The following is a 25849-nucleotide window of genomic DNA, read 5'->3' as shown; positions in this document are numbered from 1 at the left end:
AACCCCGGAGGCGGGCGCTCCATCGCCCGCCTCCGGCCTCTTTGGAGAACCATGACCACGACAACGACGCCGCTGGTGCCCCTCGAGGCCGCCGCGAAGCAACGAAATCGCAACCGCCCGTCCCGCAAGATGAAGAGCATCTACCCGTCCTGGTTCTACATCCCGGCGGCGGCGCTGTTCATCGTCTTCTTCGCAGTGCCGACCTTCGCGTCGCTCTACTTCTCCCTCACCCGCTGGACCCTGTTCGACATCGAGTTCATCGGCTTCGACAACTTCGTCCAGTTCTTTCAGGAGCCCCAGCTCGTCCAGGGCTTCATCAACACCTTCGTCTACGGCTTCCTCACCTCCGCCGCGAAGGTCGTCATCGGCCTCGCCCTGGCCGTGCTGCTCACCTCGAAGCTCATCGGTCGCGGCTACCTGCGCGCTGTCGTGTTCTTCCCCGTGCTCGTCTCGACCATCGGCGTCGGGCTCACCTTCAAGGCACTGCTCGACCCCTTCGACGGACTCGTCAACGGCGCGCTCGGCGTCTTCGGGATCAAGGGACCCGGCTGGCTGACCGACCCGTCGCTCGCCCTGCTCTCGGTCGCCGCGGTCGACGTCTGGAAGGGCGTCGGCATTGCGACGCTCATCTTCATCGCCGGCATCGTCGCCATCCCCGGCGAGTACTACGAAGCCGCGGAGATGGACGGCGCGTCCGCGTGGAAGCAATTCCGCAACATCACTCTGCCGCTGGCCGCCCCGGCGACCGGCACCGTCATCATCCTGTCGCTCATCGGGGGCCTGCGCTCCTTCGACCTCATCTGGGCGATGACCAAGGGCGGCCCCGGCTTCACCAGCGACGTGATCGCGTCCGTCATCTACAAGCAGTACCAGGCCGGCTTCTACGGCCTCTCCACCGCAGGCAACGTGATCCTCTTCGTCGTCGTCACGGCGATCATGATCCCGATCTCCCGCCTGCTCAACCGCAGCGAGGCGAACCAGTGAAACGAGCCACCCTCCAGCGCTGGACCGTCGGCGGCATCGCCATCGTCGTCTCCTTCGTCGTCTTCATCGTCCCCTTCATCTTCATCGTCCTCACCTCAGCCAAGACCTCCACCGACGCGTCGGCCCTGCAGTTCTCCTGGCCCGAGGAATGGGTCTTCTTCGACAACCTCATCGCGGTGCTCACCACCCGCGACGGCCTCATCGTCCGCGCGTTCCTGAACAGCACCGTGCTCACTGTCGCCAGCGTCCTCGTCATGGTCGTCCTGGCCGCGATGGTCGGCTACGTCCTGCAGCGCAAGCAGTCCAAGCTCAACGGCGTCATCAACTTCTTCGTCCTCGCCGGCCTCATCGTTCCCCCAGCGGTCGTCCCGACGATCTGGGTCCTGCAGGGCATGGAGCTCTTCGGAACCCTGCCCGGACTGATCCTGATCGAAGCGACCTTCGGCCTCTCGTTCTGCGTCCTGCTGTTCCGCGCCTTCGTCGCCACCATCCCGAAAGAACTCGACGAGGCGGCGATCATCGACGGAGCCGGTCCGCTGCGGCTGTTCTTCACCGTCGTGCTGCCGCTGCTCAAGCCGGTCGTCGTCACCGTCATCGTCGTGCAGTCGGTCGCCGTCTTCAACGACTTCACCAACCCTCTCTACTTCCTGCCGGGAGACGAGAACGCGACCGTGCAGCTCACGCTCTACAACTTCCAGAGCCAGACCCAGAGCGCCTTCAACCTGCTGTTCATGGACATCCTGCTGATCACCATCCCCCCGCTGGTCATGTACGTGTTCTTCAACCGCCAGATCACCGAGGGCATGACCTCGGGCGCCGTCAAGGGCTGACTCGCCGCTCACCCGCCAAACGGCGACGCCGCCGCTCGTCCTCCCCGAGGAGAACCATGTCCGCATCCACCGCCCGCATCGACACCGTCCGCATCGACCGACGCACCGACGGCGCCTACGCCGACTCTCCCCTCCCCCGGGTGAGCTGGACCGTGGTCGACGCGCCAGGCTGGTGGCAGGCCTCGGCCCGGATCCGGCTCGACGGGGAGGACGTGGCCGAGATCGAGGGCGACGAGTCCTCGTTCGTCGACTGGCCTTTCGCGCCGGTGCTCCCGCATTCCGCTCACACCCTCGAGGTGCAGGCGACCAGCACGAACGGCGAGACGACGGCGTGGAGCGAGCCGGTGCGCTTCGTTGCGACGTTCCTCGCTGACGGCGAATGGGTGGCCGAGCGCATCGGTCTGGCCACTCCCTCGGTGGTCGCCGCCCCGGCGCTGCTGCGGGCTGAGTTCGATGCGGAGGAGGACGTCGTCGCGGCGCACCTCTCCTCCACCGCGGAGGGCGTCTTCCAGATCGAGCTCAACGGACAGGACGTCGACGACTCGGTGCTCAAGCCTGGCTGGTCGTCGTACCAGTACCGCACCGTGCACGATGCCGTCGACGTGACCGCGCTAGTCGTCCCGGGGCGCAACGCCCTCGGGATCCGTCTCGCCGGCGGCTGGTGGACAGAGGAGTACGGCTTCGCCGGCGAGGGCCGCCGCGTCTACGGCGAGCAGCCCTCCGTCGCGGCGCAGTTGCTGCTCGTGCGCGCCGACGGCTCGACCCGCGTCATCGCCACCGGCAGTGGCTGGCGCGCCACCGACGAGGGCCCGGTTGTCTCGAGCGGGATCTACGCCGGCGAGCACTACGACGCCCGCCGCCGGATCGGCGCCTGGAGCACCCCAGGGTTCGACGACTCCGCGTGGTCCCCCGTCTCGAGTACGGGTATCGACCGGGCCCCAGAAGCGATGCTCGCGGAACCGGTCCGCCGCACCGGCGAGGTCGCCGTGAAGAGGGTGCTCACCTCACCCTCAGGGAATACGATCCTCGATTTCGGGCAGAACCTCGTCGGCCGCCTCCGCATCACCGTCTCCGGAGATGCCGGTCATGCGGTGACCCTGCGTCACGCTGAGGTTCTCGAGGACGGAGAGCTCGGCCTCCGACCTCTCCGGTTCGCGGCCGCAACTGACCGCTACGTCCTGGCGGGCGATGCGGTCGAGACGTGGGAGCCGGAGTTCACTTTCCACGGTTTCCGCTACGCCCAGATCGACGACTGGCCGGGCGAGTTCGAACCCGCGAGCGTCACCGCGATCGTCATCGGCAGCGACATGCGCCGCACCGGATGGTTCGACTCCTCGAACCCCCTCGTGAACCGGCTGCACGAGAACATCGTCTGGGGCATGCGCGGCAACTTCCTCGCCCTCCCCACCGACTGCCCCCAGCGTGACGAGCGCCTTGGTTGGACCGGCGACGTACAAGTGTTCAGCCCCACCGCGTCCTTCCTTTACGACAGCGACGCCTTCCTCTCCTCGTGGCTGCGCGACGTGGCGGCCGAGCAGGCCGCCCATGACGGCGTCTGCCCCGTCGTCGTCCCCTGGGTCCTCCCCGGAGACACCTACCCCGCCGCCGCCTGGGGCGACGCAGCCGTCGTCGTGCCGAGCGTGCTGCACGAGCGCTTCGGCGATCGACGTGCTCTAGCCGAGCAGTACGAGTCGATGGGCGCCTGGGCCGATGCACTCTTGCGCGTCGCGGGCGAGCGGATGCTGTGGGAGGGCATGTTCCAGTTCGGCGACTGGCTCGACCCCGCCGCACCGCCCGAGCACCCCGAGGACGTGCGCGCCGACCCCGACCTCGTCGCCTCCGCCGCTCTCATCCGCGCCCTCGACCTCGTGACCGCCGCCGCCGCCACCCTCGGCCACCACGACGACCACGACCACTACTGCGCCCTCGCCGAACGCGCCCGCGACGCGTTCTGCGCCGAGTACCTCACCCCCGCCGGCCGGATGATGTCCGACGCACCGACCGCCTACGCCGTCGCCCTGCGCTACGACATCGTCCGCGACCCCTCCACACGCGAGACCCTCGGACAGCGCCTCGCCGAGCTGCTGCGCCGGGAGGGCTATCGGATGGCGACCGGGTTCGTGGGCACCCCTCTCGTGCAGGACGCCCTCGTCGACGGCGGCCACGCCGATGTCGCCGAGCGCCTGCTACTGCAGACCGAGAACCCGTCCTGGCTCTACGCCGTGACCATGGGAGCGACGACCGTCTGGGAGCGGTGGGACTCGCTCCTCGAGGACGGCAGCGTGAATCCCGGCGACATGACCTCCTTCAACCACTACGCCTTCGGCGCCGTCGCCGACTGGCTGCACCGCCGCCTCGCCGGCCTCGCCCCCGCCGCCCCCGGCTACCGGCGCCTGCGCATCGCGCCCGTGCTGCTGCCGAGCTTCGACCACGCCGGCGCCGTTCACGACACCCCGTACGGCCGGGCCGAGGTCTCCTGGCGCCGCGACGGCGACGACGTCCTGCTCGAAGTGACGGTCCCGGCCAACACCACAGCCGAAATCGACGTACCCGGTCTCCCCAACGAGGAGCTCGGAGCAGGAACGCACGGATGGCGAATTCCTGGCTCCGTCAGGCGGCCAGCCGCACCGATCTCGCCCGACAGCGCTCTTTCCGAGGTCATCGACCGCGCCGGCGCCTATGACCTGCTCGTCGAAGAACTGAACGCTCATGCGCCCGCATCGGCGCACCGTCTCCGCCACCGCACCCGCTGGGTACCGCAGCGCACCCTCCGCTCCGAGCTCGACGGCATCCCCGCCGAAGTGCTCGAGAGCATCGCCGACCGGCTCAGCGCCCTCTGACACCCGTGAACGGAATCGACATGAACGCCCCGTACCTCGACCCCGCCCTACCCGTCACCGAGCGCGTCGCCGACCTGCTCGCGCGGATGACCCTCGCGGAGAAGGTCGGGCAGATGCTGCAGCTCGATGCGCGCGGCGACCTCGCCGACCTCGTCACTGGGAAGCTCGGCGGATCACTGCTGCACGCCTCCCCCGAGCGGATGCTGCAGGCGCGCGACCTCGTCTCCACGACCAGGCTGCGCATCCCACTGCTGATGGCCGACGATGCGATCCACGGACACTCGTTCTGGCCCGGAGCGACGATCTTCCCCACGCAGCTCGGCATGGCCTGCACCTGGGATCCCGCCCTTCTCGAGCGCGGCGCCCGGGCGGCGGCGGTCGAGATCGCCGCGACAGGCCTGCATTGGACGTTCTCGCCCGTCCTGTGCATCACCCGCGACCTGCGCTGGGGCCGCGTCGACGAGACGTTCGGAGAGGACCCGCACCTCATCGGCGAACTCGGCGCCGCGATGATCCGCGGCTACCAGGGCGACGGCCTCACCGACCGCACCGCGGTCCTCGCGACCGCGAAGCACTTCGCCGGCTACTCCGAGACCCAAGGCGGCCGCGACGCCTCCGAGGCCGACCTCAGCCGCCGCAAGCTGCGCTCCTGGTTCCTGCCTCCCTTCGAGAAGGCCGCACGCGAGGGCGTCGCGACGTTCATGCTCGGCTACCAGGCCATCGACGGCATCCCCATCACCACGAACCAGTGGCTGCTGAACGAGGTCCTCAAGGGCGAGTGGGGCTTCACCGGCACCCTCGTCACCGACTGGGACAACGTCGGCCGCATGGTCTGGGAGCAGAAGGTCGCCGCCGACGACATCGAGGCCGCGACGGTAGCCGTCGGCGCCGGCAACGACCTGATCATGAACACCCCGCAGTTCTTCGTCGCAGCCCAGGAGGCCGTCGCCCGCGGCGACCTCGACGAGGCGCTCATCGACGACGCCGTCCGACGCATCCTGGCGCTCAAGTTCGAGCTCGGGCTCTTCGAGGACCCCCGCTCCCCCGACTCCGAGGTGCAGGCCGCGGTCATCGGCTCCGACGAGCACACCGCGATCAACCTCGAAACCGCCCGCCGCTCCCTCGTCCTCCTCCGCAACGACGGCACCCTCCCCCTCGACCCGGCAGAGCCGACCCGCATCGCCGTCGTCGGCCCGAACGCCGACGATGTTCACGCGCAGCTCGGCGACTGGGCGGGCCTATCCGGCCAGGTCAACTGGATGGGCGACGGACACCCCCGAGAAATGACCCGCACCGTCCTCGACGGCCTCCGCGACACCGCACCCGAGAGCTGGACCATCACGCACGCCCGCGGCGCGGACATCGGCGACCTCGTCCCCGACCCCGCCGGTGCGACCTACCCCGACGGCCAGCCGCGCCCACCCCTGTTCCGCGCCGCCTCCCCCGACGCCGATCTGATCGCGGAGGCTGTCGCCGCCGCACACGACGCCGACTACGTAGTCGCCGTCGTCGGCGACACCGTCGCGCTCACCGGAGAGGGCAAGTCCACCGCGACGCTCGAGTTGCAGGGCGGCCAGACCGCCCTCGTCGACGCGCTCGTCGCCACCGGCACACCCGTGATCGTCGTCCTCATCCAAGGCAAGCCGTCGACTCTGCCCGACTCGATCCTGAACTCCGCCGCGATCGTCGAGGCCTTCAACCCGGGCATGCAGGGCGGCCGCGCCATCGCCGAGCTGATCCTCGGCCACATCGAACCCACTGGCCGACTGCCGATCACGTTCGCCCGCCACGTCGGACAGCTGCCCGTCTACTACAACCAGATCCGCGGCCAGCATGGCGACCGCTACGCCGACCTCACCCAAGACCCCCTCTTCGCCTTCGGCGAGGGGCTCAGCTACACGAGCGTCGAGTACTCCGATCTCAGGCTCGAGAGCGAGACCGTGGCTGTCGATGGGACTGTCCGGGCGACCGTGACCCTGACGAACACCGGCGACCGGCTAGCGCTCGAGACGGTACAGGCGTACATCGCCGATCAGGTCACCAGCGTCACCTGGGCCGAACGGGAGCTGAAAGGCTTCGCGCAGGCCACCGTGGTGCCTGGGATGTCGGTCGATGTCATGCTGGAGATAGCCGCCTCGGACTGCTCCCTCGTTGACGCTGACGGCGTGCGGCGAGTGGAGCCGGGGACGTTCGACCTACTCGTCGGGCGCAGCTCCCGGGATGCGGACCTCGCGCGGACCACCTTCCGGATCGAGCTGGCCTGATCACCTCACGTTGAGCACGCCACCACGACACCCGTGATGTTCCAGTAGCAGTCAAACGCGCCGGTCTCATGGGCGTGCTGCTCACATGCAATGAGCACGATCCAGCTCCGGCGAATGGCGGACCAAGTGCCCCCCTCAGCGGCGGTCCGCCGCTGCGAGGGCGAGGAGACGATCTCCGTCGATTGCCCCACCCATCAGATTCAAGACCTGATTCATGGGCATTGACGCCATCATCCGCATTTCATCGCTGTCCTCGGTCACCTCGCGGCCCGAGGCTCGTGCCACTGCGCCGATTCCGGAGAGAACGAAGGGACCCGCGTCCGGGTGGGCGAGCCAATCGCCCACGGAGTCCTGCAGGGACAGGACTCGCACAGGAGTATCTCCTTCGAGGTCTACGTCCACCGCAAGAACGACTGAGGACGCATCAGCGTTGATTTGAACGGTGTAGGAGCCGCTGGCGACCGCGAAGGCGTGTTGCTCGACATCCCAGTAAGCGAAGGCGCGGCGATCTAGCGGCAACTCGACGAGTCGCGACTCTCCCGCCTCGAGGACGACCTTCGCGAACTGCGCGAGGGTTCGACGGGGCCTGCGCACGGGTCCCGCATCGGTTGCGACATAGGCCTGCACGACGTAGCCACCTGTCCGACCTCCGACGTTGGTGACCTTCACCTGCGCGAGGGCAAAGTCACTGGCCCTCACGTCGACAGTCAGGTCGGACACCTCGAAATCGGTATAGCTGAGACCGTGCCCGAAGGGATACTGGACCGCCGCACCGACAGTCTCGTAGTAGCGGTAACCGACCATCACCCCCTCGCCGTAACGGACATGTCCCTGCTCGCCCGGGAAGTGAAGGTAGCTGGGGTTGTCCTCAACTCTCAGCGGGATGCTCTCCGCGAGTCGGCCGGAAGGATTGGCCTCGCCGGTCAGCAGCGCGGCGATCGCGTCCCCTGCGCCCTGGCCAAGCAGGAAGCCCTCTAGAACAGCATCGACATCATCATGCCAGCCGCCCAGAGTGACGACACCGCCGTTGGAGAGGACGACGATTGTGTGATCAGCCGCCGCCGACACCTCTTGGATAAGGAGGATCTGCTCGGCGGGCAGCTCAAGGGTGGTGCGGTCGTACCCCTCCGACTCGTCCGTCTCGGATGTCCCGGCGAAGACCACAGCAACACCTGCACCCCGCGCCGCGTCAACGGCCGCGGCCCGCAGCGACTCATCAGGAGCAGCGGTATTGAAGCCGCGCTCGAAACGCACGCTCCCTCCCGCCGCTTCCACCCGGGCGCGAAGGCGCTCCAATGGGACGTCGACAGTTGTCGCATTCACATTCGAGCTGCCTCCGCCCTGGAACCGAGGCTGCAAGGCGAACTCCCCTATCACGAGCAGATCCGCGGACGGATCGAGAGGCAGCACGCCAGCCTCGTTCTTGAGCAGGACGGCGCAATCTGCCGCGAGCTCGCGCGCGAGGGCGTGGTGCTCCTCCGCGTTGAACGGCTTGACCGCGCCCCGGAACCTTTGAAGCGCCGCGACGCGCTCGACCGACTGGTCGACGACCGCCTCGTCGAGCTCGCCCGCCTGCACAGCCTCGACGACGGAGCGGACCGAGTACTCACCCGACTCGGGCATTGCGAGATCAAGACCCGCCGTCAGTGCCGGCACCCTGGTGCGGACCGCCCCCCAGTCCGAGACGACGAGGCCGGAATAGCCCCACTCTTCGCGGAGGATCTCGGTCAGCAACAGGCGGTTCTCGGAGGCGGGAACGCCGTTGATCCTGTTGTACGAGCACATCACGGTAGCCGGCTTCGCCTCGGTCACGACGCGTTCGAAGGCTGACAGGTGGATCTCGCGGAGGGTGCGCTCGTCGACGTCGGAGCTGATCACCATGCGATCGGTTTCCTGGTCATTCGCGGCGAAGTGCTTCAGTGACGCGCCGACGCCGCCGGCCTGAAGCGCTGTCACGTACGCCGATCCGAGCACACCGGAGATGAGCGGGTCCTCGGAGTAGTACTCGAAGCTGCGGCCGCCCAGCGGGGAGCGCTTGATGTTCACGCCGGGCCCGAGGAGAACGTCGACGCCAAAGGCCCGCGACTCTCGGGCAAGAGCGGCACCAAGCCGGGATGCGGTCTCGACACTCCAGCTCGAGCCGATGCCGACGGCGGGCGGGAAGCAGGTGGCGGGTTCACTGTGGTGCATCCCGAGGTGATCAGTCCCTGCGAGTTGACGCCGCACACCATGCGGTCCGTCGCTCAGGACGATCTCGTCAAGACCGGGGGCGGCGGCGGTCGACCAGAAGCCACCCCCCGTCAGCAGCGCCGCCTTCTGTTCGAGAGTGAGGGATGCGGTGATCGACACGGGAACTCCTGAGATCGTGGTGAAGTGGTGGGGTGCGCGGTTCAGCGCTGGTCGTCCAGGCGCCACTCGTCGAGCCACTCGATCACGGGATTCTCGCCGTCGAAGCGGATCGGCAGCCAGACGTAGTCGGCGATCGCCGTGTTCTCACCGCGGCCGGCGGCCATAATCTCACCCATGCGCGCCCGGTCCTCCCCGGACGCCTCCTGTGCGTCCGCGGCGCGCGCCTCGCCGCCGCCCGCCGTCATCGCGGCGACGGAGTCGTACACGTTCGGCATGTCCTCGGGGAGCTGCGGCAGCCATCGGTCGCCGAGCGCGATGTAGAGGTCGTCGATCGCCGGGTGGCGGAAGACGGAGGTGATCTGGGAGCGGAACGAGGTGCGCGAGGCGTCTGTGGGGTGGGTGTCGCCGAGCACGGTCCATGGGCCGTGGAGGTCGGGCGCGATCGCGGCCTCGGAGAAGTTCGGGAAGTACCCGGTCGTCCCCGAGGTGATCAGGTAGTGGGTGCCTCTGCGCTCGAAGTGCGCCGGCGCCTCCCGGGTGAAGGGTGGTCCCGGGTGCGGGAAGTGGCTGCTGAACTCGCCCGTGACATCGGTGTAGTCGTCGGTCAGCTCGGCGCAGATGAGCTCGGTGTGCACCTTCTCGAAGTAGTAGTAGGCCTTCTTCGTCTCAGGGTCCACGACGAGGTCGAAGTCGCCGGCGTCCATGCCCAGGGGCCGCAGGCCGGTCTTCACGATCTCGTAGGGTCCGAGGAAGGAGTCGGCGGTGAGGACCACCGAGGACTGGGTCATCGCCTCCTCATCCATGACCTTGATCCAGCAGACGTACTTCGCCGTCTTCTCGTTGAAGAGGATGTGCGGACGGTCGGCGCCCTTCGAGGGGTGCAGCGGTGAGGACGGATCGTCGGGGACGGGCGGGACGATCAGCCCACGGTCCTCCCAGTTGTAGAGGTCGGTCGAGGAGTAGGCGCGCATGCCCCAGTGCCAGATCCCGCTGCCGGGAACCGTCTTCTCCTTGTTCTCGCCGTACCAGTAGTAGACGCCGTCCTCGTAGTAGATCGATCCGCCGTGGGCCTGGATTCGCTCGCCCTTCGTGTCGAGCCAGACCTGGCCGGGGTGAAAGGAGTCGTAGGGCTGGGTCATCGGGGCGTCGTCCTTCCGATCGGTGGTCATCGTGCGGTCTCCAGGACCGCGAGCAGGTCGCGCTCCATCGCCTCACCGTTCTGCGGCAGGCGCGAGGCGAGCATCCCGAGCGGAAGATCGCCCATGTGGCTGCCGGCGGCCTCGACGGGGACTCCGGGGAAGTAGGCGCGCATCACGTCGAGCACGGCCTGCCAAGTGGCGTCGTGCTTCATGACGTCCTTGATCGGCGTCTCGAGCGAGAGCACCGCTTCCTCGCCGAACCCAGCGGGCAGCGGGTAGCGCCAAGAGTGCGCGCCCGGCCCGACTTCGATGCTGAGTCGGTCGGGGTGCAGCGGCGGCACGACGGTCGCGGCGGCGCCCTCGGGGACGACGACGTCGAAGAGCATTTCGCCGCCCTCGGCTCGCCAGTGCGACTCCGCGCGACCGAGCACCGTGTCGTGCACGGCGCGGGCGGACGTGAGGTCGCCGCCCGGCTGCGGAGCGATCGTCAGGGTCCGCCAGCCCGCCGAGGTGCGAGTGAGTCCGCCGATGACGCGGTGCATCCAATCGGCGACCGCGCCGAGGGCGTAGTGGTTGAGCGAGGTCATTCCGGTGGCGTTGATCGTGCCGTCCGGGAGAACGGAGTCCCAGCGCTCCCAGATCGTCGTTGCACCCATCGTGACGGGGTAGAGAAAGGAGGGGCTCTTCGTCTGCAGCAGCAGCTCGTACGCCTCCTCGAGGTGACCGGTGCTACTGAGCGCGTCGGTGATCAGCGGAGTGCCCGCGAATCCGGTCGAGATGGTAAAGCCCGAGTGCGCGACAATCTCGGCAAGCTTGTCGCCGGCCTTCCGCTTCTGGGACTCCTCGAGGAGGTCGAACATGATCGGCAGCGCGTAGCCGGTGGCCGACTCGCTGACGACGCGTCCGGTCTCGGTGACGAACTCGCGCCGGAACGCCGCACGCACTCGCTTCGCCAGAGCGCTGAAGTGCTCGGCGTCCGAACTCTCGCCGAGCAGGCGTGCGGTCTCGGCCATCTCGCGCGTGGTCTTGGCGAGGTAGGCGCAAGCGACGAGGTAGCGATCTGTCTTCCCGCCCGCCGGGTTGTCAGCCGGCGCATCCGGGTCGAGCCAGTCGCCGAATTGGAAGCCGCTCCCCCACAGGCCGTCTTCGTCAAGTGCGGCCTCTACTTCGCGGATAAAAGCCGTCATCGAGGGGTAGGCGGTGCGGAGGATCGCGAGGTCGCCGTACTCCTGGTACAGCGCCCAGGGCAGGCTCACCGCGACATCACTCCAGAGCGCGGTCGCGGAGGAACCCGTCGGCAAGACGTCGGGCACCGTCCACGGAACGGTCCCAGTGTCGGCCTGCTCGACCGCCAGGTCCTGCAGCCAGGAACCGAGCACGCCGCGCACGTCGTAAAGGTAGGTCGCGGTCGGGGCGAAGGCGTTGAGGTCGCCCGTCCAGCCGAGACGCTCGTCGCGCTGCGGGCAGTCGGTCGGGACGCCGACGAAGTTGTCGCGCATCGACCAGACGGTGTTCTCATGCAGCTTCGTCACCAGTGGGTTCGACGTCTCAAGCCACCCAGTGCGCACCATATCCGAGTGCACGACGACCGCTCGCAGCGCCTCCATCTGCAGCTCGCCCGGCCATCCATCAACTTCGGCGTAACGGAAGCCGTGGAACGTGAAGCGCGGCTCCCAGGTTTCGGAGCCGCCGCCGCGGAGGGTGTAACGGTCGGTCGCAGCCGCACTGCGCAGCGTCTCGATCTCGAGCTCCCCCGCCGGCGTGAGCAGCTCGGCATGACGCAGCGTGATCGTCGTGCCGGCCTCCCCGTTTACTTGCAGACGCACCCAGCCGGAGATGTTCTGGCCAAAGTCGACGATCGCGCGACCCGAGGGGCTCGTCGTGATCGAGACGGGGGCGAGCTCCTCGATACGACGGATCGGTGGTGTGTCGTCGACGGTAACGGTCGCGATGTCCCAGCTGACGGGAATGGCTTGTTCCCAGGCGGAGTCATCGAATCCGGCCTGAGCCCAGCCATGCGGCTCGGCGCGAGCATCGTAGGTCTCTCCGGCGTAGATCCCGGAGGAGACGATCGCGCCCGCGCCGACCCTGACGTCGCCGTCGGCGTTGATGATCTCGGTGTGGTCGCTGTAGACGAGTTCGAGGCGCGCATAGAGGGCGGGCCGGTCGGCGTAGTTGTGCCGATTGTTTTCCCAGGTCAGCGCACCTACGGCCCAGCCCTCGCCAACGATCGCCCCGAACGCGTTCTCCCCCGGTAGGAGCAACGCGGTCACGTCATGGCGCCGCGCGACTACGCGATGCCGGTATGACGTCCAGCCTGGAGCGAGCACCTCGTCGCCGAGGCGTTCACCGTTGACGTACGTCTCGACGACGCCAAGTGCGGTGACGACGAGCTCGGCTCGGCGTAGCCCCTCGCTAACGCTGAAGCCACGTCGGAAGTACGCTGCGGGGTCTCCTTCCTGTGAAGGACGGATGGCTCCAACGAAGACGGAGGATGGTGACGTCATGCGTCTGAGGGTCCTTTCGACCGAGCACCGGCCGTAGCGAGCAAGATGACAAGAGACATTTGTCGAGCATTGGAGGATTAGCCGCTTCATGCGTGCCGTTCTTCAGTCTCTCGAGTCGACTAGAAGCCAAAGTCGGCACAGGTCAGCTCGGAACGTTTGCGACACGGGGAGCCGCGATCAGCTCAGCGCACTGCCTTGACGCGGAGGACCACGAATCCAGAAGCGATGGTGAAGACGGCGGCGAGGGCGTAGAGCAGCCAGTAGGGCTTGTCTTCTCCTGCGGCGGCGATGCTGAGAAGGCCGGCTGCGGCCAGGGGGGCGACGGCCTGAGGAATGCCGTTCGCCAGCTGGATGATGTTGATGTAGCGGGCCGCGTCGGTCTCGCGCTCGGGGAGGACGTCGAGAACCAGCGCCTGGTCGACGGCGGAGAACACACCGATGCTGATGTTGCAGAGCAAGGCCCCGACGAGCAGCAGAGTCAGGTCGGATGCGGAGAGAGTCACGATTGAGCCAGCGGCGAAGAGCAGGCCGGCTCCGAGGACGAAGGGCTTGCGGCGCTTGATCTTGTCGGAGAGGAACCCTCCGGCGAAGACCCCGAGGACAGTGGCGAGGATTCCGACTCCGCCAACGGTCGCGACGACTCCGCCGATCTCCTCAACCGGAACGTCGAGGCGGCTGGAGAAGAAGTACGCGGTATAGCTGGTGCTGAGAGTCAGGCCAAAGAAGAAGAGAAAGCGGCCGAGCCAGTTCCATCCATAGTCCTGGTAGCGCTTGGGATTGAACACATACTTCGACAGGACGCTACCGACGGTGAGCTTCTCAGTAAAGGTGAGGCTGCGAGAATCCGCATCTTTGTATGCGATCGTGAAAATGAGAACGAAGATCAGCGCGATGGCACCTGGCAGGAGGAAAAGCACGTAGGGCTGGTTCTGCACGATGCCGCCCAGGACGGCGCCAATGACGGGGGCGACCATGGTGGCGAAGCCGGTGATGGCAGCGACCTTCCCGCGCTGAGATTCAGGGAGGCGGTCTGCCTGGATCGTGAGGAATGTGTTCGCGGCGAGGTTCAGGCCGGCGGCTGCGATGATCCAACCGAGAGTGAGCACGACGATGCTGGGGATCGCGGCCATGAGGGCGAGACCGGCCAGCCCGAGGATTGTCGCGCCGACCAGCCAGGGGCGGCGGCGACCGAACCGCGAGCGGGTCCGGTCGCTCAGCATGCCACCGAAAGGGCCGGTGATGAGTCCAGCGATGGACCCGAGGCTCAGCACAACGCCGAGATACTCAGGGTTTTCAGGCGCAAGGAAGTTCACGCGGATGGCCAGGGAGATCGCGATGGGTGTGACGAATGCGAGGTAAACACCGAAGACGCCGAGCGTGAGCAGGAATACCAGTCCTGGTCGCATCTTCGGCAGCTGCTGAGCGGTTCCCTCCTCCGCCGAAATCGTCGCGGCCAGGGTTTCTGCTTGCGCAGGCGATCGGGGGTCGGTAATGGGCGGCACACCGTCGGAGTGAGGATTCTGGGGGATGGTCATGAGAGGACTCCTTCGTCGTGATGAAACAGGGTGCGGGTCAGGCTTCAGAGGAAGCAAGAAGGGCAATCAGGTCGTGAAAGTGACGACGACGGGTTCGCACCCTTCGCCGGTGATGGTCACGGTGATCGATCCGGAAGCGATGGGTCGGACAACCGCGAGCGCGCGTCCGTCGTATGTGGTGCAGCGATTAGCAGTGAAGGGCTCTGCAGTCGAGGTTGCACCTGTGCCCAGGGCTTGAAGGACCGCGGGGCCGCTCACGTCGACCGTCATACTGCGTTGGGTCGTGTTGTGCACGACGCCGGATTCGTCGACGAACGCGACGGCGATGTGAGCGAGGTCTGATCCGTCGGAGCGCAAAGTGGAGCGGTCCACCTCGACGCTGAGTGAGATGTCAGTACCGGCGGAATGGAGAACGGAACGGCCGCTCTCCAGTCCGCGCGCCATCGCCACCGCGACGAGCTCGCCCGGTGCGTATTCGGTCTCGAAGATCGCGCGGAACGGGAGTTCCGCACCCACAGTGGCGATCCCTAGTGATGATCCGTTCAGCACGAGCTCGACCTGCTCGGCGTCGCTGTACACCTCGACCCGAATCGGGCGGCCTTCAAAGCCGGGCCATGACCAGCTACCGAGGGAGTCGGTCCACGCCCATGGCGTCTGGACGGCGAGCTCCTGGCCGTGCCGCTCAGGACGGCCGACGGCGATGTAGGGCTCGGATCGGCGGCCGAAGACGATCTCGCGGAAGTATGAGACCGGGAGCCGGATTCCGGTGATGTCGATGTCACCGCAGCCGGCGGTCAACGCGGGAAACGCGCCGCTGAAGCCGGTGACCGCTTCCGCGTCGGGCTCGACGTAGCGGTTGACGCCGATGCCGACCTCGCCGAGGTAGTCCCATCCCGTCCAAGTGAAATCGCCGATCACTCGGGAGTCAGCCTTGACCAGCGCCCAGTTGCCGACGATCGATGACGGCCAGGTCTCGGAACCGACGATGATGCGGTCGGGGAACAGCTCGCGGTCGAGCTCGTAGCGGGCGTCGGCGTAGTTCATCCCGGCGACATCGAGGACGGCGAACGACTCCTCCGTGCGCTGCGTCGCCTGCTCCGACGCCTGAATCCGGCCCATCATGGCGCCGAAGCCGGCCATCATCGTGTTCACGCCACCGCCGGGCTGCTCGGCAGCGGCCGAGCGCTGCGCCTTCATCTGCGGGACGATCGTGTCGATCATCGCCACGAAAGGGTTCACCCCGTTGGTGACGTACCGGGTCGGGTCGAGGGAGCGGACCTTCTCGGCGAGGCGCCTCCCCCAGATGGAGCCGATGGCGGTGCCGGTCTCGGGGATCTCGTTGCCGATGGAGTAGAAGATCACGCTCGGGTGGTGGCGGTCCTTCGCGACCATCGCCTCGACGTCGCGCTCCCACCACTCAGCGAAGTCGAACGCGTAGTCGTTGTCGGATTTAGCCTGCGTCCACATGTCGAAGGTCTCATCCATGACGAGCATCCCGAGCCGATCACACGCGTCGAGGAGTGCGGTGCTCATCGGGGCGTGCGAGCTGCGGACGGCGTTGAAGCCCGCCTCCTTCAGAATCGTGACCTTCCGCTCCTCGGCGGGGAGCATCGAGACCACGCCGAGCGGGCCGTTGTCGAGGTGGATGCAGGCGCCGCGGAGCTTCACCGGCTCGCCGTTGATGCGCAGCCCATGGGTCGGGTCGAGTTGCAGCGAGCGGATCCCGAAGGTCACGTGCTCGGTGTCGACGATCTCGTCGCCGTCATGCAGCACGATTCGGGCGTGGTGGAGGTGGGGGGCGTCGACGCTCCAGAGGGCCGGATCTGCGAGGTGGAGGCGTCGGTGCACTGTGCCTGTGGTGCCGGGCAGCAGTGTGATCGGCGATCCGCTGTTCCCGACGGGCACGCCCGCGTCGTCTCGCAGGGCGACCTCGAGGCGGTAGGTGCGGGTGAGTGGGCCTGCGTTCTCGACGAGGGCCTCGACTTCGACGAGCGCCTCTGCCCCGGTGGCGTCGGGAGTCGTGATGCGGATGCCGTCGTGCACGATGCGGCCGGGTCGCTTCACGATGAGGTGCACATCGCGGTAGATCCCGGCGCCGGCGTACCAGCGGCTGTCGAGTGAGGTGCGGCACTCGACGCGAATCTCGTTGTCGTCGCCGAAGCGCAGGAATGGGTCGATGCGGACGGTGAAGCGGGAGTAGCCGTAAGCGTGTGTCCCCGCGAGATTTCCATTCACGAAGACGGCGGCGTCGCGGTAGACGCCGTCGAACTCGAGGAGGACGAGCGATCCGGCGTCCTGCTCGGGAGCGCTGTAGGTGCGCCGATACTCGAAGGCGCCGCCGGGGAAGAAGCCGTTGGTCTCGCCACGCGGAGCGTCTGCGCGGCGGGTCTGCCCGATCAGTGCGTCGTGCGGGAGGTGTACCTCGGTCCACTCGGCGCCCCTGGATCCTCCGAGTTCGGCGAACGCAGTGACCTTCGTGCGGAACGACCAGCCCTGGTTGAAGAGCGAGCGGTTCGATCGCATCGCCTGCTGCGCCGCCTCGACAGCACCATCGTCTTCGCGCACGGCGTGATCAGTCAGGCTCGTCATCGAGTTCTCCACTTCATTGCGGGACAGCAGCGCAAGTATCGCGCGTTACGCAGCTAAACACAGCCGGTATCGCGTGTCAACGTCGATCTAAGATCGGAGAGGACGGAGCGCATCCGAGTCGAGGGAGGAACCCACGTGATCGCGAAGAGCGAGGACGTCGCCCGACTCGCGGGAGTCTCGCGCGGTGCAGTGAGTCAGATCCTGAATGGCCGCGGGGAGCGCTTCTCCGCGTCGACTATCGAGCGGGTCAAGGAGGCGGCGCTCGAGCTCGATTACCAGCCCTCCGCGGCCGGCCGTGCGCTCGCGATGGGCTCGAGCGACTTCGTGATCGCCCTCATCCCGAACACCACCTTCGGCGGGAACCTTCAGGACATCTTCGGCGCGGCGACGGAGCAGCTCGCCGAGCAGGGCCTGACCCTCGTGCTCCGGCTCGCGACCACGACCACCGCGGCCCTCGGCCGTCTCGTGACTGGCATGGCGCCTCGCGCGATCCTCTCGCTCACCCCGTTCTCCGACGAGGAGCGCGAGCTGCTCGAACGTCGCGGCGTGCGTGCGTTCGAGCCGCACCTCGCCTCGGAAGACCAATTCGACCGCGAGATCGGTCGGCTCCAGGCACGCCACCTGATTGAGCGCGGCAGCACCCGACTCGCGGTCGCCCGCCTGCGCGACGCCCGACAGGACCCTTTCGGCCAGGGCCGCGAGGACGGCGTCCGCGAGATCTGTCGGCAGGAGGGTCTCGCCGACCCCGAGGTCGTGCACCTCGGGGTCGATCTCGACGAGGCCCTCGCGGCGCTCGACCGGCTCTCCCCGCCCGAGATCGGCATCGCCTGCTACAACGACGACATCGCGACCTGCCTACTGTCGGCGGCGCGGATCCGCTCGTTCGTGGTACCCGGGCAGGTCGCCCTGATCGGCATGGACCGCACGCCGCTGTCGCAGGTGACGGTTCCGCGCCTCACGACCATCTCGTACGACGTGACGGCGCCGACCAAGAACATGATCGCCAACTTCCTGTCGGTGCTCGGGCGCACTCCGGTGCCGGAGGGGCCCCCCAACGCTCTCGCCCTTGAGCTCGAAGCAGGCGGAACGACCTGAGCCGACGACCTCAGCTCGGTGGGTCGAACGCGCGCGACAGCAGCTGCTGGATCTCCATCAGGTTCTGACCCGTCAGCCGGCGGATCGCGTCCTCGACTGCAGCGCCGAGATCGAAGGTCGGATCCGAGACCCAGGCCTGGCTCAGCCCGTCCCACACGGCGATGACCTGGCGGGCGGTGATCCGGGGATCGGCGGCGGGATGCGCGAGCCCGGTCCGCTGGCTGTGCTCGATGAGACGGGCGAACACGTCGACGAGGCGGGCGTTGCGCACGGCGAAATACTCGGCTGCCGGATGCTCGGGCGAGGCCGCAGCCCCCTTGAGCACGCTTAGAAGCCGGAAGCGCGGATCCCCGGCATCGGGGTTCGGGAGGCTGCGGAAGGCGCGGGCGTCGATCACGGTGTCGTCGAGATCGAGCTGCGACTCAGCTCCCCTCTGCTCCTCGATCGCGCTCAGCGCGGCGACCAGCAGGTGGTCCTTCGAGGGGAAGTGGTAGAGCACCGTCGTCTCGCTCACTCCGGAGCGCTGCGAGACCAGTGCAGTCGTCACTCCCTCGTGCCCGAGCTCATCGACGAGCGCGACCACGGCGCTGACGATGGTCTCGCGGCGCTTGAGGGTCGACGCGTACGGGCCGCGCTTCGTCGGTGCTGTCGTCGTCACCCGCCCAGCCTAAGCGAGGGCGAATCGGAGTGATCCATTGTCTTCGCACTGTAATTACCAGGATTCCTCTTGTCAGTGCCTCGAACCTTGTGCTTCACTCTGGTTTCAGATCCGGCGTCGCGAGACGCCGCCCTCCTCCGATCTCCCCGCACTCCCCCTACGAAGGACCACGATGACGACGACGTCACGACCCGCCGGCGACCGAGCGACCCGCAGAGCCGACAGGCGCACCGACCCCGACCGCCTCTCCGCCGGAGCGGGCCTGGCCTGGACCACTACGGGACTCTCGGGAGCGGTCAACTACCTCTTCCTCGCGATGTGGGTGTTCTACGGCACCGACGTCCTCGGCCTGAACCCGGCGGTGCTCGGCACGCTCGCACTGGTGAGCAAGCTCCTCGAGGCAGCGGTCGTCGTCGTCGCCGGATGGCTCGTCGACCGCACCCCCGAGACCCGCTGGGGCAAAGCACGCCCCTACGAGCTCGCGATCGTAGGCGTCTGGATCTCGACCTGGTTCCTCTTCTCGACACCGGATCTCCCGGACGTCGGCAAGACCGTCTGGCTGTTCATCTGGCTCGTGATGGCGAACGTGATCTTCACGTCGCTGCTCGGAGCGAACGACTACCTCTACCTGGCACGCGCCTTCAACTCCCGTGTTCTCGTCGCCAAGGTCGCCACCCGCACGGGCTTCTTCACCACCGTCGGCGTCGTCGCCTTCAACGTCGCCCTGCCGATCTTCATCGCCCAGGCGGGCACGAGCAGCTCGGCATGGTCGATGCTCGCCCTGTACCTCGCGATTCCCCTCGCGCTGATCGGCCTCGGCCGCTTCCTCTTCTTCCGGGAGAAGTACCAGACGGAAGCGGCGGACGCCCCGAAGGTCACCTTCCGCGACATCCGCGAGGTCCTCACCTCGAACCGTTACCTCTGGATCGTCGCCGGGATCAGCTTCGTCGGCGCCCTCGCCGGCGGCACCGGTATCGCGGTCTACTACTTCAAGTACGTCGTCGGCGACATCTCGCTGATGAGCCTCACCGGCCTCGTCCCGGTGCTCATCCTTCCCGCGATGCTCTTCTTCCCCCGGCTCATGAAGCGGTTCACGGTCAGCACGATCATCACCGCGGGCGCGATTTGTGGAGTGCTCGCCGGAGTGCTCATGATCGTCGCGAACGGGAACCTCGCCCTGATTCTCGTCTCCACTGCGTTGAGCGGCCTCGGGATCCTCCCGATCACCTTCCTCGTCCAGCTACTCGTCATCGACAACGCCAGCTACAACCAGTGGAGCGGTCGCCGCCGACTCGAGAGCACGATGGGCGCGATCACCGCCTTCTCCGTCCGACTCGGCGGCGGCCTCGGCGGCGCCGCGACCGGCTGGGTCCTCGGCGTCGTGGGCTACGACGGCACCAAGGCCGCCCAGACTCCGGAGGCCCTCACCGGCATCGTCCTGCTCGCGGGAGCCTTCCCCGCCGTCCTCTGGATCGGCGTCGCCCTCGCCATGCGCCCCTACCGCACGTTCGAGAAGATGCTCCCCACCATCACCGCCGGCCTCGCGGTGATCACCGCAGCCGATCCGAAGGTCTCGACCGCGAAGACCGAGCCCGTCCCCGGCTCGACGTACACGCCGCCCGAGAACTGATCCCGCACGCCACCACGAACCGAGGACACCATGCCTTCCCCTCTGACCACCGACTCTTTCGTCGGCACCGCCCTCCCGGCAGACCCGATCGACGACGCCTTCACCCGGCCCTACATCGACATCGACGCGTGGCGCGACGACCCCGTCCGCCATCGCTACCTCCACGGTGGCTTCCATGATGACGACACCCGCTTCTCGCTCTACCTCCCGTCATCGGAGCAGTTCGGCGGCCGGTTTTTCCAGCACGTCACCCCGGTGCCGCAGAGCGAGAACCTCGCGCAAGCGCGCTTCGACGACGAGAACCCGATCCCCTTCACGCTCGCCAGCGGCGGCTACTACATCGAGACCAACAGCGGCGGTCCGGCCGCGTCCGGCGGTCCGATGTCCGGCATCGACCCCACGATCGGCGCCTACCGCGCCAACGCCGCGGTCGCCCGGCTGTCCCGTCATCTCGCCACCGCGGTCTTCGGCGAGCAGCGGATCTTCGGCTACCTCTACGGAGGCAGCGGCGGCGGGTACCGCACGATCGGCGCCTCCGAGAACACCGACGGGGTCTGGGACGGCTTCGTGCCCTACGTGATCGGCAGCCCGATGGCGATCCCGAACGTCTTCGCGGTCCGGATGCACGCCCAGCGGATCCTGCGCGACGCGTTCCCGCGGATCGTCGACGCCTACGACGCCGGCGGCGACCCCTCCGCCCTGGAGCTCACTGCCGAGCAGCGGGACGCGCTCGACGAGGTCACCCGTATGGGCTTCCCGCCGCGCTCCTGGTTCGGCTGGGACACGATGGGCATGCACGCGTTCAGCGTCCTCTACCCCGGGATCATGGCGGCCGACCCCTCCTACGCCGACGACTTCTGGACCGAGCCCGGCTATCTCGGCCACGACCCCAGCGCCTCCGTGCACCGCGACCGCGTACGGCTCGCAACCACGGTCGTCGAGCTGCTCACGGCGGAGGAAGAGGAGGCGGCTGTCACCGGAGGGGTCGATGAGTCCTACAAGGCGACCACCTCCGGCAGGACCACGGTGATCGGAGTGCGCCTCGCCGAGAGTCCCTCCGGGTGGACCCTCGGAGCCGAGCTCGTCGTCCGATCGGGCGTGCTGGCCGGACGCATGTTGCGCGTCGCCGGGGTCGACGGCGACGAGGTGCTCCTCGAGCCGGGACAGGGCGACGTGGGGCTGGCCGTCGGCGACGAGGTGACGGTCGACAACTCGAGCTTCCTCGCCGCGCAGACCTACCACCGCCACCAGGTCCCCTCCACCGACTACCGCGTCTGGGACCAGTTCCGCGACGCCGCCGGGGCGCCGACCCTCCCCCAGCGACCGCTGCTGCTCGGGCCGCTCTTCGCGCAGGGCGCCTCGGGCACCGTTCCCACCGGGCGCATCAGCGGCCGGATGATCGTGGTCGCCTCGCTGCTCGACCGCGAGGCGTTCCCGTGGCAGGCCGACTGGTACCGCTCGCGAGTCGCCGAGCACCTCGGCTCGCGAGTCGACGACCGCTTCCGCCTCTGGTTCACCGACAACGCGCTGCACGGCGACGAGAGCGGCGTGCAGGAGCACGAGACCCGCACCGTCAGCTACGTCGGTGCGCTGCAGTCCGCGCTGCGGCAGCTGAGTGCGTGGGTCGAGGACGGCATCGAGCCGTCCCCGTCGACCGTTTACGAGGTCGTCGACGGCCAGGTCCTCGTCGCCGATGACGATCCCTCTCGCGGAGGTGTCCAGCCGATCGTGACGCTCACGGTCGGCGGCACCGATCGCATCCAGGTGGGAGTCGGCGAGGTGGTCGACGTTCACGTCACCGCTCAGGCGACGACCGCTGAGGGAGTGATCGTGCACGTCGCGTCGGATCTGACCGGGACGGGGCGCTTCGGCCTACCCGAGCCGGTCGCGCCGCGGAAGAAGATCACGGCTGTGCGCCAGTGCGCCTTCGACGCCGCCGGCACCTACCTCGTTGCGATCAAGGTCACCGCGCAGACCAGCGGAGACCCGGACGATCCGTTCGCGCGCATCGACAACATCGCCCAAGTCCGAGTCGTCGTTCACGCCGACTAGGAGCAGCGCACGAGCAGAGCCCGCGGTTGAACACGGAACCGGACTCGTCGAGCGTCACCGACGACGTCTCCGTCGACCTCCACCGGAAGGGGTTCCCGACTGGTCACGTCGATCTCCTGGCCGTCCACGTGCGGCATCTGCCGACTGCTGCCGCTCTTGCCGGCAACGTCCCGAAAAGCGCGAAGCCAGTCCGCAGCATTTCGTTGCAGGAGGATGACGCCGTCGAGGCGGCCGTCGTCGCAGGTCGCCTCCGGCAGCAATGCAAGGCCCATCGTCAGCGACCCGTGATTCCCGACGACGATGCCGCGGGACAGCTCGGCCGGGCGGGTGACGCCATCGACAGACGCTGTCATCTCGACCATCGGCCGCAGGCTGGCAAGCGCACCTGCGAGGAGGTAGGCGGCGGAGCCCAGCCGCCGCTTGAGGGCTGAGGATGCGCCCGACATGGTGGCCGCGTCGAATCCGGCGCCACCCATCACCAGAAACGCGTAGCTGTCGACTGAGCGGCCGTCCCCGTTCCGGTCGACCTCCGCCCAGCCGACGTCCATCGCCAGGTCCTTACCGTGCAGAGCGATGTGGACGGCTGCATCGATCTCGTTCCGAGGGATGCCGAGGTTGCGGGCGAGCAGGTTGCCCGTTCCGATCGGAAGGAGGGCGAGAGCGATGCCCGTCCCGGCGAGTTCCTGGCCGACAGTGCGGATCGTGCCGTCCCCGCCCGCCACCAGCACGAGATCGACGCCGCCACGGATTGCCTCGCGAGCCTGCTCGGTGCCGGTGGACTCCGCCGAGGTCGGCAGCCACAACGGGGCGGTCCGGCCGCGGGCCGTGAACGCACCTTCGACAGCGGCGCGAAAGCGGTCAAGGGTGTCTACGGTGAACTTCGCGGCGTTCACGATGAGCGCTGCGCTGGCGACCCGCGACTCGATCACAATGCGGGTCGCTGGTCGCAGGGAGCCGGTGATGAGAATGCTGGAAGTCATGCGTTCAGCCTCGCCGCGGCGATAGTCGGCGACGTCGTGCGATCGGTGCGGTCCGACTACTGCAGATGGAGCAGTACCGCGGTGGGCCTCTCTTCGGCAGTGACACACAGTAGAGGAGGCCGCCCCTTCCGGTGGCGACCTCCTCTGCTGCGCCAGGTCAGGCGTTCTCGAGCACACGCTCCTGCGTCACCGCGTGCGGTCGGTCATCGAGCGCATGACCCTCGGTGTTGACCTTGGGGACGATGCGGTCGAGCCACTTCGGCATCCACCAGGCGGACTTTCCGAGCAGGCTCAGCAGAGCCGGCATCAGGACGAGGCGCACGATGAACGCGTCAGCCATAACTCCGACCATGAGCCCGAACGCGATGGACGCGCCGATCGCGAACTCACCGGTCGCGAAGCCCCCGAAGACCACGGTCATGATCGCCGCTGCCGCGACGAGGACCGGACCGGAGCGAGCGAAGCCCTCACGGATCGCCTCCTTCGGCGATATCCCCTTGTCGTGCATCTCCTTGATCCTCGAGACGAGGAACACCTGGTAGTCCATCGCCAGACCGAAGAGAACACCGACCAGCAGCAGCGGCAGCAGGCTCAACATCGGGTCACCCTGCGGAGCGGCGATCACCGCGTCGAGCCAGCCCCACTGGAACACGGCAGTGCTCGCACCGAACGATGCGCCCACCGAGAGCAGGTAGCCGAGGGTGGCGATCAGAGGAATGAGGAGAGAGCGGAACATCACGATCAGCAGCACGAGAGAGATCGCGACGATGACGATGATGTACTTCACCAGCGCGCTCATCAAAGCCGCGTCCTGATCGATCCCGATCGCCGTCTCTCCCGTGACGTCGAGATGAACGCCGGGGAGCGCGTCAGCGTCCTCGCGCAGCGTATGCACGATGTCCTTGGTCTCCTGATCGATGGGGCTGCCCTCAGGGATCACGACGAGGCGAGCCATCGTCCCGTCTGCAGAGATCTCGGCGGGTGCGACCTGCGCCACGCCCTCGAGCTGAGCGATCCGGGCCTGGATGCTATCGGTGTGAGAAGCGACGTCCGCGCCCTCCGCGAGGACGATGAGGGGACCCTGGATTCCACCGAACTCGTCGACGATCAGGTTGTAGGCCGTGCGCTCCGTCGATTCCGGGTCAGCGCCGCCGGGAATGTTGAACGCGGTCTTCATGCTGAACATCGGCAGGGCGACGATCACCAGAACGATGATGCCGGCGAGAGCGGAGATGATCGGCCGGTTCACGACGAAGCTGCTCCACCCGCGCATGATGCCGCGCTTCTGCGTTCCGCCTTCGACGGCGTAGTGGCCGGCGAGGACCTCGGCGCGCTGTTCTTTCGACAGTGCGCGCAGCCCGAGCGTCTTCAGCAGAGCGGGGAGGAGCGTCAGCGACACCAGAACCGCGACCAGGACCGCGACCGCAGCAGCGATGCCCATCTCCGTGACGAAACTGAGGTTTGCGACGAGCAACGCCACGAGAGCGACGATGACGGTGAGCCCAGCGAAGACGACCGCGGTGCCCGCGGTGCCGGTCGCCCGGGCCACAGCAACCTCGATGCTCTTGCCGGACCTCACCTCGATCCTGAACCTCGAGAGGATGAAGAGGGTGTAGTCGATGCCCACAGCCAGTCCGAGCATCGGGGCGAGGATGATTGCATTCTCACCGAGCGGGAAAAGGGACCCGTAGGCGAGAACCCCGACGATGCCCACGCCCACACCGAACACGGCGATCAGCAGGTTGACGCCGGCGGCGAGGAGCGAACCGAAGGTGAGGATTAGCACGAGGAACGCGATGATCACCCCGACACCTTCACCGATGCCGGGAGCAGGCGCACCGATCGGTACGAGGTTGCCGCCGAGCTCGACTCCAAGATCCGCAGGGGCGTCTGCTCGCAGCTCGAGAGCCGCGGCGTAGTCCGCTTCCTGCTCGGCCTTCGAGAGGTCGTCGTAGCTCAGCGTCGCGACGGCCAAGCTCGAGTCCCCGGAGACGCTTGGGCGAGCGGGGTCGAACGGGTCCGTGACCGATGCGACACCGGGTAGTGCGCTCGCGTCGGCGAGCACCGCAGCGATCTGCGCAGACACCGCGGGGTCGGTGACCGACCCCCCGCCAGGCTGGAACACCAGCTGCAGAGTCGCTGCGGACGCCTCGGAGGCGCTGGGGAATTCTTGATCCATGCGCTCGAGCGCTTGGGAGGCAGCGGAGTTCGGAACCGACGTCTCAGCGGCCTTCACGCCTCCGATGTTGGTGCCGATGATGAGGGTGGTGATCAAGCCGGCGAAGACGACGAGCCAGGCCCCGATCACCACCAGTCGGTGACGGGCGCTGTACCGCCCGAGACGGGCGAGAAATGTGGACATGGAGGCTCCTCGAGGGACGGGGGAAGATCGATTAC

At 67.6% G+C, this 25849-nt stretch carries 15 protein-coding genes; 7 read left to right on the top strand and 8 right to left on the bottom strand.

What is annotated here, in order from left to right; all coding sequences use genetic code 11:
• Positions 1-129: 129 nt before the first annotated feature.
• From RWH43_RS16960 to RWH43_RS16945, 4 genes are read left to right on the top strand one after another with little or no spacing between them, the layout of a single operon-like run.
• Complete coding sequence (locus tag RWH43_RS16960; protein ID WP_316002146.1) at positions 130-984, top strand: carbohydrate ABC transporter permease; 855 nt, start codon at positions 130-132, stop codon at positions 982-984.
• Positions 981-1814: a carbohydrate ABC transporter permease gene (locus RWH43_RS16955; RefSeq protein WP_316002048.1), complete on the top strand. Its 834-nt coding sequence runs from the start codon at positions 981-983 to the stop codon at positions 1812-1814. Before RWH43_RS16960 ends, RWH43_RS16955 begins: the two co-directional genes overlap by 4 nt.
• Before the next feature lie 56 nt (positions 1815-1870).
• Positions 1871-4654: a family 78 glycoside hydrolase catalytic domain gene (locus tag RWH43_RS16950; protein WP_316002047.1), complete on the top strand. Its 2784-nt coding sequence runs from the start codon at positions 1871-1873 to the stop codon at positions 4652-4654.
• A 20-nt stretch (positions 4655-4674) separates the two neighbouring features.
• Positions 4675-6918 carry an exo-beta-d-1,3/1,6-glucosidase gene (locus RWH43_RS16945; protein WP_316002046.1) on the top strand — a complete coding sequence of 748 codons (2244 nt, stop codon included), beginning with the start codon at positions 4675-4677 and terminating at the stop codon, positions 6916-6918.
• Positions 6919-7053: 135 nt separating this feature from the next.
• On the opposite strand, the gene RWH43_RS16940 is transcribed toward RWH43_RS16945, so the two are convergent.
• The 5 genes from RWH43_RS16940 to RWH43_RS16920 form a co-directional block, all read right to left on the bottom strand.
• Positions 7054-9267: a beta-glucosidase family protein gene (locus tag RWH43_RS16940; protein ID WP_316002045.1), complete on the bottom strand. Its 2214-nt coding sequence runs from the start codon at positions 9265-9267 to the stop codon at positions 7054-7056.
• A 41-nt stretch (positions 9268-9308) separates the two neighbouring features.
• Positions 9309-10436 carry a family 43 glycosylhydrolase gene (locus RWH43_RS16935; protein ID WP_316002044.1) on the bottom strand — a complete coding sequence of 376 codons (1128 nt, stop codon included), beginning with the start codon at positions 10434-10436 and terminating at the stop codon, positions 9309-9311.
• Positions 10433-12913 carry an alpha-L-rhamnosidase gene (locus tag RWH43_RS16930; RefSeq protein WP_316002043.1) on the bottom strand — a complete coding sequence of 827 codons (2481 nt, stop codon included), beginning with the start codon at positions 12911-12913 and terminating at the stop codon, positions 10433-10435. Before RWH43_RS16930 ends, RWH43_RS16935 begins: the two co-directional genes overlap by 4 nt.
• A gap of 182 nt (positions 12914-13095) precedes the next feature.
• Positions 13096-14448, bottom strand: coding sequence for an MFS transporter (locus RWH43_RS16925; RefSeq protein ID WP_316002042.1), 1353 nt, complete (start codon positions 14446-14448; stop codon positions 13096-13098).
• Between the two features lie 66 nt (positions 14449-14514).
• Positions 14515-17037: a glycoside hydrolase family 2 TIM barrel-domain containing protein gene (locus tag RWH43_RS16920; RefSeq protein ID WP_316002041.1), complete on the bottom strand. Its 2523-nt coding sequence runs from the start codon at positions 17035-17037 to the stop codon at positions 14515-14517.
• A gap of 135 nt (positions 17038-17172) precedes the next feature.
• Between RWH43_RS16920 and RWH43_RS16915 the strand changes: the two genes are divergently transcribed.
• On the top strand, positions 17173-18132 hold the full coding sequence (locus RWH43_RS16915) for a LacI family DNA-binding transcriptional regulator (protein ID WP_316002040.1): 960 nt from the start codon (positions 17173-17175) through the stop codon (positions 18130-18132).
• 10 nt (positions 18133-18142) lie between these two features.
• Here RWH43_RS16915 and RWH43_RS16910 read toward each other — a convergent pair whose 3' ends face one another.
• Complete coding sequence (locus RWH43_RS16910) at positions 18143-18790, bottom strand: TetR/AcrR family transcriptional regulator (RefSeq protein ID WP_316002039.1); 648 nt, start codon at positions 18788-18790, stop codon at positions 18143-18145.
• A 172-nt stretch (positions 18791-18962) separates the two neighbouring features.
• Here RWH43_RS16910 and RWH43_RS16905 point away from each other — a divergent pair, with 172 nt between their 5' ends.
• Complete coding sequence (locus RWH43_RS16905; protein WP_316002038.1) at positions 18963-20420, top strand: MFS transporter; 1458 nt, start codon at positions 18963-18965, stop codon at positions 20418-20420.
• A gap of 30 nt (positions 20421-20450) precedes the next feature.
• Positions 20451-22472, top strand: coding sequence for a hypothetical protein (locus RWH43_RS16900; protein WP_316002037.1), 2022 nt, complete (start codon positions 20451-20453; stop codon positions 22470-22472).
• Here the strand turns inward: RWH43_RS16900 and RWH43_RS16895 are convergent.
• Both RWH43_RS16895 and RWH43_RS16890 read right to left on the bottom strand, forming a co-directional pair.
• Positions 22469-23452 (bottom strand): diacylglycerol/lipid kinase family protein, encoded by a 984-nt coding sequence (locus RWH43_RS16895; RefSeq protein ID WP_316002036.1) that lies wholly within the window; start codon positions 23450-23452, stop codon positions 22469-22471. The two genes, RWH43_RS16900 and RWH43_RS16895, sit on opposite strands and share 4 nt — an antisense overlap.
• Positions 23453-23609: 157 nt before the next feature.
• The gene (locus tag RWH43_RS16890) at positions 23610-25814 is read right to left on the bottom strand and encodes an MMPL family transporter (RefSeq protein WP_316002035.1); all 2205 of its coding nucleotides are present in this window, start codon (positions 25812-25814) and stop codon (positions 23610-23612) included.
• Positions 25815-25849 lie beyond the last annotated feature (35 nt).

The organism is Microbacterium algihabitans (assembly GCF_032464975.1).
GTDB classification, from domain to species: domain Bacteria; phylum Actinomycetota; class Actinomycetes; order Actinomycetales; family Microbacteriaceae; genus Microbacterium; species Microbacterium algihabitans.
This window is presented reverse-complemented; position numbering and strand designations above follow the sequence as displayed.